Below are 2048 nucleotides of genomic sequence, written 5' to 3' on the forward strand. Positions count from 1 at the left end.
AGAGACAGCCAGCAGTTCATCCATTGTGGTGCGATGTAATTTTGTGGGCTTATCGGACAGATTTTTTTCTTCTTTTTCCACGATAATAACTCCAACAAATAGAAAAGGGAGGTCCGATTAACGAGACTTTCCACCAGGCGCCTTCGGCGGGCTACGCCGCTCCCGCTCCGCGCTCGCCCTGGTCAGAACAGTTTTGTGCCTGGTCATCCTCAAAAGCATTGAAGCGAACCAGTTTAGCCACCGAAGACACGCTTCCAGAAGCTTTTTGGTTTGGATGGCTGTTCGAAGATTGGTTCGGGCAGAACCGACGTTTCCTTGGGAGCCGATTCTACCAATGGGAGGGCGATTAGCGACTCAGAGGGGGTCTGATTAACGAGAGTCGCGGGAACCTCTTTTCTCGTCTCTCGCTGTGTCCGCCTGTTTTTCTGCTCTGCTTCCCGTCTGATGCGTCGATCGGCTTTTCGGGTCAGTCTGGCCGTTCTGGTCGCTTTCATGCGTGCAGGGGCTTCTAGGCGGGCGCGTTGAAGCGTTTTGAGGAAGCTGGAGAAGGTCAGGTCGAGATCGTCCTGCTCTTGGAGCATGGTCAGAACAGCCTGCCGACTGAACCCGTCTTCCAGCTTTTTCTCTATCCATGCCAGCCGTTGCCGGACAACGACCGCGCCTTTTTTGCGTGGAGTCACGTCTGCTCGCTCTCGCTCGCTGTAATGGGACGATGTTTTTTACAGCGTACGGGCTTAACCGGTTTTTTCCAAGTTTTGTCTCTGGTTTGTCTCCTTAATCTGGCTATACACATGACGCAGTTTAAAAAACTGCGGAAGTAATTGAAAAAAAACAACTTTCCTGAATTTGGAAATTCATAGTGGCTGCTCTTGAGCAGCCATTTTGGTCATTTTTCCGCAGAAAACCGCCACTAGAGAGCAGCCAAAAGAGCAGCCAGTGTGTTTTTGTCGTAGAGCAGGCGCAAATCAGGCGTGAAGCACTTTGGATGTCTGATTTTAGGGAGGGGGGCTGTTCATGGTCTTGCCATAAGCGGCAATCCAGAAGATGTTGATCCCCAGATATGAGGAAGGCCCGGAGCGGCAAACTCCGAGCCTTCAGCAAGTCCGTTAGAGCATACCTAAGCGGACCGCCTTTCGTGGAAGGCTTAACCCGGCTTCGGGTTTCCCTTCAAGCGTTAGATGGTCGGCGCAACAGAGAAACGCCAGTGACCAAGACCATTCAGACCGCCATTCTCAACACTTTCCGCGCTGGACAGATCAGCCGCACGGCCAAAGACGTACTTCTCATCATCGCCCGCTCCATGCGTCCAGCGTCCTATGAGAGCCTTGCCAGAGCCGCCAAGTGCTCTCGCCGGTCAGTGGCCTATGCCATCCAGCAGGCCGAGCAGCTCGGCATCCTGTGCCGCTCTCACAACCGTATCCGCAGGGGCCGACGCTGGATGAACGGCTGCAACGGGTATCGGTTCATCATGAAAGCTCTCACGGAAATGCTGGCTTTCCCTTGGTCTCGATCACAGTGCAAACCTTGCACCACGGGTAATGAAGTTAAAAAAAATACCCGGCATCCGAATCACGATCACAACGAAATGCTGGAAATAATCGCCAAAATGGCGAGCGGGATACCCACCGAGGAATTGGGCTACCGTGGAAGCCTAGCCTAACCGGGCACCACTTCCCCGATCACAGTGCAAAACGAGATCCGATCACAGTGCAAAACGAGATCGGCTGGCCTTTTTCTGCCTTTGCACTGTCATGGAAACGGCAGAAAACAGCCATTCTGTTCACAGTGCAAACGATTTTGCACTGTGATGAAAGAAAGCCTACACAGGACGTCCTTTACCTTTCTTAGAGAGTGCTAAAGGGTCGAAATAAGCCCCGTCTTTCTAGGCGGGGTTTGTTCGTTGGTGGACCAATTTGCTCAAGAAGAAATGCTCAAACCAGTTCTCGCCCAATAGCAGGAGCATCAACCCACTCTCGTTCCTCTAAAAGTTGAGGTTGGGAATAATCAGAGACAGCCAGCAGTTCATCCATTGTGGTGCGATGTAATTT

2 protein-coding genes are annotated in these 2048 nt (G+C 52.1%); one reads left to right on the top strand and one right to left on the bottom strand.

The features are described 5' to 3' along the window. Positions 1–233 precede the first annotated feature (233 nt). Positions 234–680: a hypothetical protein gene (locus tag Absy_RS00150; protein WP_048852719.1), complete on the bottom strand. Its 447-nt coding sequence runs from the start codon at positions 678–680 to the stop codon at positions 234–236. Positions 681–1204: 524 nt separating this feature from the next. Here Absy_RS00150 and Absy_RS00155 point away from each other — a divergent pair. Then, a complete protein-coding gene (locus tag Absy_RS00155) occupies positions 1205–1660 on the top strand; it encodes a helix-turn-helix domain-containing protein (RefSeq protein WP_181015884.1) in 456 nt (151 codons plus the stop codon). Positions 1661–2048 lie beyond the last annotated feature (388 nt).

Source organism: Acetobacter syzygii (assembly GCF_000964225.1).
Classification (GTDB): Bacteria; Pseudomonadota; Alphaproteobacteria; order Acetobacterales; family Acetobacteraceae; genus Acetobacter; species Acetobacter syzygii.